Annotated in this window: 7 protein-coding genes and 1 tRNA gene; 3 read left to right on the top strand and 5 right to left on the bottom strand. The window is 55.6% G+C overall.

Annotated features, from left to right (window positions below; all coding sequences use genetic code 11):
* Positions 1-460, top strand: a 460-nt coding sequence (locus ACWVCN_RS01315; protein WP_455243700.1) for a tyrosine-type recombinase/integrase, incomplete at its 5' end; no start/stop codon positions are given.
* Between the two features lie 5 nt (positions 461-465).
* Here ACWVCN_RS01315 and ACWVCN_RS01310 read toward each other — a convergent pair.
* The 5 genes from ACWVCN_RS01310 to ACWVCN_RS01290 form a co-directional block, all read right to left on the bottom strand.
* Positions 466-542, bottom strand: a tRNA-Arg gene (locus ACWVCN_RS01310).
* A 90-nt stretch (positions 543-632) separates the two neighbouring features.
* Complete coding sequence (locus ACWVCN_RS01305; protein WP_455243698.1) at positions 633-1982, bottom strand: DUF4340 domain-containing protein; 1350 nt, start codon at positions 1980-1982, stop codon at positions 633-635.
* Positions 1983-1993: 11 nt separating this feature from the next.
* Entirely contained in the window at positions 1994-3517 is a 1524-nt protein-coding gene (locus ACWVCN_RS01300; protein WP_455243702.1) for a GldG family protein, read from the bottom strand.
* Positions 3514-4281, bottom strand: a complete 768-nt coding sequence (locus tag ACWVCN_RS01295) for an ABC transporter permease (protein WP_455243697.1) — start codon at positions 4279-4281, stop codon at positions 3514-3516. Before ACWVCN_RS01295 ends, ACWVCN_RS01300 begins: the two co-directional genes overlap by 4 nt.
* Complete coding sequence (locus ACWVCN_RS01290; RefSeq protein WP_455243696.1) at positions 4278-5270, bottom strand: ABC transporter ATP-binding protein; 993 nt, start codon at positions 5268-5270, stop codon at positions 4278-4280. Before ACWVCN_RS01290 ends, ACWVCN_RS01295 begins: the two co-directional genes overlap by 4 nt.
* Before the next feature lie 219 nt (positions 5271-5489).
* Between ACWVCN_RS01290 and ACWVCN_RS01285 the strand changes: the two genes are divergently transcribed.
* Entirely contained in the window at positions 5490-5846 is a 357-nt protein-coding gene (locus ACWVCN_RS01285) for a hypothetical protein (protein WP_455243695.1), read from the top strand.
* A gap of 252 nt (positions 5847-6098) precedes the next feature.
* Complete coding sequence (locus ACWVCN_RS01280) at positions 6099-6725, top strand: septal ring lytic transglycosylase RlpA family protein (RefSeq protein WP_455243694.1); 627 nt, start codon at positions 6099-6101, stop codon at positions 6723-6725.
* The last annotated feature ends 298 nt before the right edge of the window (positions 6726-7023 follow it).

Below are 7023 nucleotides of genomic sequence, written 5' to 3'. Positions count from 1 at the left end.
GTGGCAGGCGGTGGATCTGTCGAGACGCACGCTGACCGTCTTCAAATCGAAGAATGGAGAGCGCCGAACCATTCCGCTCAACCGGACGGTCACGGACTTGTTGATGTATCGGTCACGTGTGAAGCCGGCAATGGTCGAGTATGTGTTTTGGAGCGAAGTGGGTACGCCACTCGATGGGCCGAATCTGAGACGGGCCTTCCGGTCAGCCGTGAAGAAAGCCAAGATCGAAGATTTTCATTTCCATGATCTGCGGCACACCTTCGCTACGCGAATCGTCCAAGTGGGTGTGGATCTCTACAAAGTCCAGCGGCTTCTTGGTCATAAGTCGCCGCAGATGACTCAGCGGTATGCGCATCACTATCCAGAAAGTCTACGGGATGGGGTCGAGGCGCTGGAGCGGGTTAGCACAAATTTAGCACAGTCGAGGGTCACGCTACAGGCCGTTTCCGTAACTGCTTGAAAGATTGGTGCCCCCGACACGAATTGAACGTGCGACCCGCGGTTTAGGAAACCGCTGCTCTATCCAACTGAGCTACGGGGGCGTGGGAGCTACGATACTGAATAGGGTCTGAAAAGTCCAGGTAAGTGTTGGGGTGCAGTGAGTCATGAAGTGGATGTGTCTTGTATTTCTTTTATTCAGACAGCAGCTCATCCTTTTTCGGAATCTGATTCAGTAAATCGGCTCGAATTTGGTAGATGCCTTGGAGCCGGTTGCCCATCGCGTAGGCCAGACCGTTGGCCTCGTTGCCGATAGATAGTTTCCCTGCGATCTTTCCGTCTTTTCCCGTGGCGATGAATTCCGCCGCCGGGCTTACCAGTCCATAGGGGGCGAGTGGCCCGGCTTGCTTGACGACCCGTTCTTCCGCCGGCACGTTGGCCACGCGGCTGACGAAGAGATTAGCCGCCTGCTGGTTGACCTTTTCAGTCGGGTGTTCTTCCAAGACCCATTCGTCATGCTGGTGGATCAGTGCAAACTGGCTCGTGCGGGTCTTTACAGTGAGCATGGCGATGTCGTCGGGTTCGACGCCGAGGAGTCGTTTGTCCTGGAAGTTGAAGAGTTCTTTAGTGAAGTCGTTGATGAAGACGGGATTGATTTTATAGAGGGGGGCTTCCGGGGTCGTTTCGGCAATGGCTTCGCCGCTGGCCGGGTCCGGTTGATACAGCTTGACGGTTTGATCGCCGTCCGGTTGATGCAACGTGATCTTCACCTTTGGGGGTCCGAGGGTTTTGGACAGATTGTCCCGCTCTGGTCCCGGATCGACCATGCCCATCGCCTTGAGGTCTTCCAGTCGAAAGAGCATGACGCGGATCTCATTCAGGTCTGCCTCCGCTTCCACCGGATAGCGAATCTTCCATTTGGGTTTGGGTTTGTCGCTGATCCTGTAGAGCACCATCTCGGTGGTCGGATAGGTCAGTCGAATGCGATCGATTTCTCCCTGCGTGATGTGGAGGATATCCTTCCTCCGGAACGTCATGAGCGATTTGTTGACAAAGTCTTTGGGCGCGAGATCGGTGAGGAGCACGCTGTTATCCGAGCTGCGGAGGACGTAAAGCGTGGAGGACAGCGGGCCGCTGTCGCCGATGGAGAGAGTTTCTTCCTGGTCGCCGGCCTTAATGATGAGGGTCGTGACAGGTTTCTCCAAGCCGAATGGTGACAAAGCTTTCGGGTGCTCTTCGACAATCCGTTCGACGGAACCGGTGACGATGGCGCGGATGAGGCTTTGGAGTTCCCGCTGGTCGGCCTCGGTTTTGAGGGGCGCGGTCAGCATCCAGCCCTGGTCCGCTGTGCGTTCGAATGTGAGTTCTTCTCGGTCGGTCTTGAACGTGAGTGAGGTGAGAGCCTGCTCGTCCAGTGTGAGGACTTTCTTTTTGAGTATCTCGGCCTGTTCTTCCGACTGCTGGGCGGGGAATTCGACCGTGTAAAGGTATAGGCCGAGACCGGCAAGGACGACGGCCATAACTACTGTTGGCCAATACCGCATGCCTGCTCCCTTTATAAGCGCCGGCGTTTGCGCCACACGTTGATGCCCAGGATGAGGAGCAAAGCCGGGAGGAAGATCACCTGAATGTAGAGTAGGGCCCGTTCTTGGATCGGGTTCGGCACGAAGGGGCGAAGCGCCTGGTCCCGGGGGCCGATGGCAATCATCTCGCGGTCCTGGGCAAGCCAGGCGGCGGTGTGGAGGAAGAAGTCGGTGTTGCCAGGAAAGTTGACGAAAGCGTTGGAGGCGAAGGTTGCGTTGCCGATGACTACGATGGCCGGTTTGGGTTTGCCTTCTTCCGGCGCCGACTTTGGTGCGAGGGCCGCCGCCATCGGCAATGGGCCCTTAATGTCTTCCTTTTCGCTGAGGCTTACGACGCGGCCTTTGAGGTCAGTCTCGGCCCAGCTGTTTGGCGAGGTGCGCGCGAGGGGGACAAAGTCCCAATCCTTGCCGGCCTGCTCGTTGAAGCTGACGTGCTGGGCGAGTGGAAACAGCACGGCGGCGTTCAAGTCCTGCGTGATTTCATGCTCTGTAAAGGTACGGACGAGGAGCGCAGTCAGGTCGCCCTCGGCCAAACGATCTTGTAGATCGACGAGCACGCCGGGACCGAGTGCGAGCCCCCAACGGGTCAGGAGCGGGGCAACATCAGCCTGCGTCTCGGGATCGATCATGAGAAGCAGATGGCCGCCCTTCTGTACATAGGTATGGATGCGGTCGAGTTCATCGGTGGTGATCGGTTTTTTCGGCCCGACCACGGCCAGGATCTCAGTGCCTTCAGGAACTTCGGATTGCGTGAGCAGGCTGAGGGTGTCCACGTTGTAGCCCTGCTTCGTCAAGATTTCTTTGGCTTGTGAGAGCCCGGTGCGTTCACGATCCTCAAAGCTCGGTTCCCCGTGGCCCTCCAGAAAGAGGATGCGCTTTTTGTCGTCTTTAGATACTCGTATCAGCGCCCCGGTCAGTTCCGCTTCGGAGGGGTTGGTCACGCGGATCGTCTGCGTCCCGCTTTCGAAGATTGCCGTGTCGGTTCGCGTCACGCCGTAGCTCTGGGCGAGCTTCGGCTGGCGTTCGGGATCGACGAATTCCACAGTGATTTTCGCGCTGGCCTGCCGGTAGCTGTCGAGGCGCTCTTTATAGGACTGATAGCCGGGATCTTTCTCCCGGGTGAATACGGTAATCTTCACGTCGCGCGGGAGGCTCCGGATGACTCGATGGGTCTGAGGCGCTAGGGAAAAGTTCTTGTTCTCCGACAGGTCCCACCGGACGGAATGGCGGGCGGCCAGGAAATTTACGATGGCGAGGATGCTGATGAAAAACAGCACCATGAGCAGGCTATTGGTGCCCATCCTGGTGGAACGGCGTGCCGAGAAAGCCTTGAACGTTTTGAAATGGATGATGAAGAACACAACCAAGCAGGCCAGCGCCAAGGCTTCCACCGCAGTGACGATCCACAGTTTGTCTGGTGCGAGGCTGTAACCGATCACGCCGCTTACGGCGAGAGTGATCCCGATAATACCGAGAGGAAGTGTGCGAAGGCTCATTTCCACCTGGCGGAATCCACAACCCGGTGTGCGAGGAAGAGCATCAAGACGATAGCGCTGCCGAAATAGACGAGGTCCTTTGTATCGATGAGGCCCCGCACCAGTTTTTCATAGTGGTCCATGTAGGAGATGTGGGAGATGATTTGCCCTGCCGTAGTATCTCCGAGGAGCGACCCAAGGCCTGCTAAGAGCCAAAGAAACAGCAAGAGGCCAAAGCTGACGAATGCGGCTACTATTTGATTTTCCGTAAGGGCCGAGGCGAGGAGGCCGACGGCAAGGAAAAGCGCTCCCAATAGAGTCAGCCCCAAATAACCGGTGAAGATTGGGTACCAATCGAAGTCGCTGAAAAGGGAGAGTGTTAGGGGAATCAGGCCTGTAAGGCCGAGCAATCCGAGAAAGATAAGGAAAACACTCATAAACTTGCCCGCGACGATCTCGTTGAGGCCGATCGGCGAAGTCATAAGAAATTCGAAGGTCCGGAGCTTTTTCTCTTCCGCGAAAAGGCGCATCGTGAGGATAGGGAGAATAATCAGCAGGACAAAGCGGATACTGGCGAAGAGGTTGCGGAAGACGAGATCGTTTAGGTTGATCTGAGCCTGGCCCTGCATCTGCATAAGCTGGATCGCCTGGGCTCCGGCGAAGACGATATATAGGTACGACAGCAGGCCCACGATGAGCAGGAAAACGGCTCCGACGACGTAGACCACGGGAGATACAAAGTAGGAACGGACTTCCTTGGCGATAAGGGCTTGGACCGGCGTCATGCGTTCGCCTCCGGCGCCGATGCCGCGACGCCTTCTTCTGAATCCGTTTGGGTTTGTGCGAGCCCCTCTTCGTGCCTGGTAAGACGGAGGAAAACGTCTTCCAACGTCATGGAAATGGATTTCAATTCCACGAGTCCCCAGCCCCCCGTCACGGCGAGCCGAGCGACTTCTTCCCTTATGTCCTGCCCCAATTGGTATTCGAGGAGGTAGTGTCCGGCCGGCCCATTGGGGTGAACGTGTTGCACTCCCGGGATCTGTTGAAGTTTGGTTTCAGCCTCCGCCGGCGGGCGTGTGACCGTCAGGGCGATCTTTTCCGAATGACGGAGCCTGGCCGATAACTGCTCCGGCGTATCTTCAGCAACGATCCGTCCTCCATTAATGATGACGACACGCTGGCAGACGGCAGTGGCTTCAGGAAGGATATGTGTGCTCAAAATTACCGAGTGCGAGCCGGTTAGGCTTTTGATTAACTCCCGAATTTCAATGATCTGTTTGGGATCAAGGCCGACGGTTGGTTCGTCCAGAATCAGGATGGGTGGATCATGCAAGAGCGCTTGCGCCAGTCCGACCCTTTGCCGGAACCCGCGCGACAGGTTGCCAATCAATCGGTGCTGAACTTGTCCTAATCCAAGCCGTTCGACCTCCCGTGCAATCGCACTTGTGAGGGACAAGGCGGAGAGGCCACGCAGGCGGCCGACGAACTGGAGGTATTCTGAGACAGTTAATTCCTGATACACCGGTGGGGTTTCAGGCAGATAACCGATCCGTTTCTGCACCTCTAAGGGCTGATCCGCACAGTCGAAACCCGCCACTTTCGCAGTCCCCTCCGTAGCCGGCATGAAGCAAGTGAGAATCCGCATAGTGGTTGTTTTCCCGGCCCCGTTCGGACCCAGGAATGCCAATACCTCACCCTTAGCCACGGAAAAGGTTACGCGATCGATTGCGGTATGTTGTCCGTATCGCTTGGTAACTTGTTGAACTTCAATCATATAACTGTTGGGGATACGCCTGGTAACCGAATGATATTCACGAGGGCTACAGGGGTGGGCTGACGGTGGTCGTTTGATCCATCACGATCGGTCATCTTACTCAGGCCGTGGGGGCCAGTCAATATCGAGACAGAACCTGAAACCTTTACAGAGGCGAGCCCCTCTTGTTAGGGTCCAAACCTTTCGCTCTGCCTCTGAAAGATGATCCCGCATATTGAGATGAGTCTGCCGGTCGATGCTCGCCGTTGGCGCAAGGCATTTCTCGTGCTGGTGTTATCAGCGCTCGGTTGGATTGTTCCCATGGCAATCGAGGCGAAGCAAAGCCGTGTCTACAAGGTCCAGGGGACAATCGTTGCCATTACCCTAAATCAGATTCCCCAGTTGGTCGTGGTTAGGACTCCTTTAGGGCCACGAGACCACATGACCGTCGGAGCGATAGTGAATGCTCAGACGAAGGTTTTCAGAGGGCGTAAGCGAGTGGCATTGAAGAATCTGTGGGAAGGGGAATCGGTTTGGTTGACGTATACCAAGACGAAGACCGGGGTCTTGGCGCAACTGATTCGAGTCAAGGGGTGAGGGTCTTTTCGGCGGTTGACTAAGATCGGCTGCGGTACGTAATATGAGATTGTCTGGGCGGTCAAATAGTTCATTTCTGTACATAAATTTGAAGGACGAGTCTTTTTTCTCTGGGGAAAAGGTAGGGGGTAAGGGCTACGGTTTCGGTATTGTGTGGGTGGCACTGTGGGCTTAGATTTGAGACCGACAGATCATGGAATGACAGGTTGTCGGTTCAACCAAGCAACACAGAGGTTGAAAATGAATCAAGGCATGATGAGACCAGCCAGTAAACTGCTTCTTTTTAGTGCGCTGGGAACCATAGGGCTCTTAAGCGCCTGTTCTTGGATTCCAAAAGGCGACGCAAGATTCGATGTGGGAATCAAGGATCGAGGCGTTGCCTCCTGGTATGGGGCTCCCTTCCATGGTAGGCAAGCTGCCAATGGTGAAATATATGATATGGAAGCCTTGACTGCTGCCCATCGAACCATGCCACTAGGTAGTATTGTTCGCGTTGTCAATCTAACCAATGACAAGCACGTCCATGTTCGGATTACCGACCGTGGCCCTTATGCTAATGGGAGGATCCTGGACCTTTCCCATGCCGCCGCGCTTACTCTGGGCATGGAGCAAGGCGGGCTTGCGATCATTGAAGTGGAAATTGTCGGGGATCGCAATTTGGAGAACCTCGTTGCTTCAGATATTGCATCGGGAAGGCTCTTTTCTCTCCGCCCTGGGACGGCCAATAATAATGATGAACGCGAAGCTGCTGTCCTGAGCCATGCAGTTAGGCCTCTTCCCGGTGATATCTGGCTCATTCGGAGAATCCGCAGTATTTCCGCTATGCTCGCAGCCGATCACACGGCACACACTGAAGTCGCTGCTCTTGCGTTGAGCTAATCAAACGGGCGCCTTCCTGAGTTGACAGTGCGCGAAGCACTCCACTAGACTCCCCAATCTGGTTACACGTATAGCGCATGCAACAGATTCTCTTGATCCTATAACGGAGGCGGACGCTCAATGGCTAAGAAGAGGGCAGAGGAATCGGACGAGGCGCGACTGAAGAAGAAGATCGCAGCCAAACTTGCAGGGCACAGCAATCCTGAAGGCGATGCCGCACTGCGGAGTTTGCACAAGCGATTAAAGCGAGAGCAGCGAAAGCGACGTGCGCTAGCGCTCAGGAAGAAGCATGCCGCGG

The organism is Petrachloros mirabilis (assembly GCF_975968855.1).
Note: the sequence above shows the minus strand (reverse complement) of the source record. Positions and strands in the feature narration are given on the sequence as shown.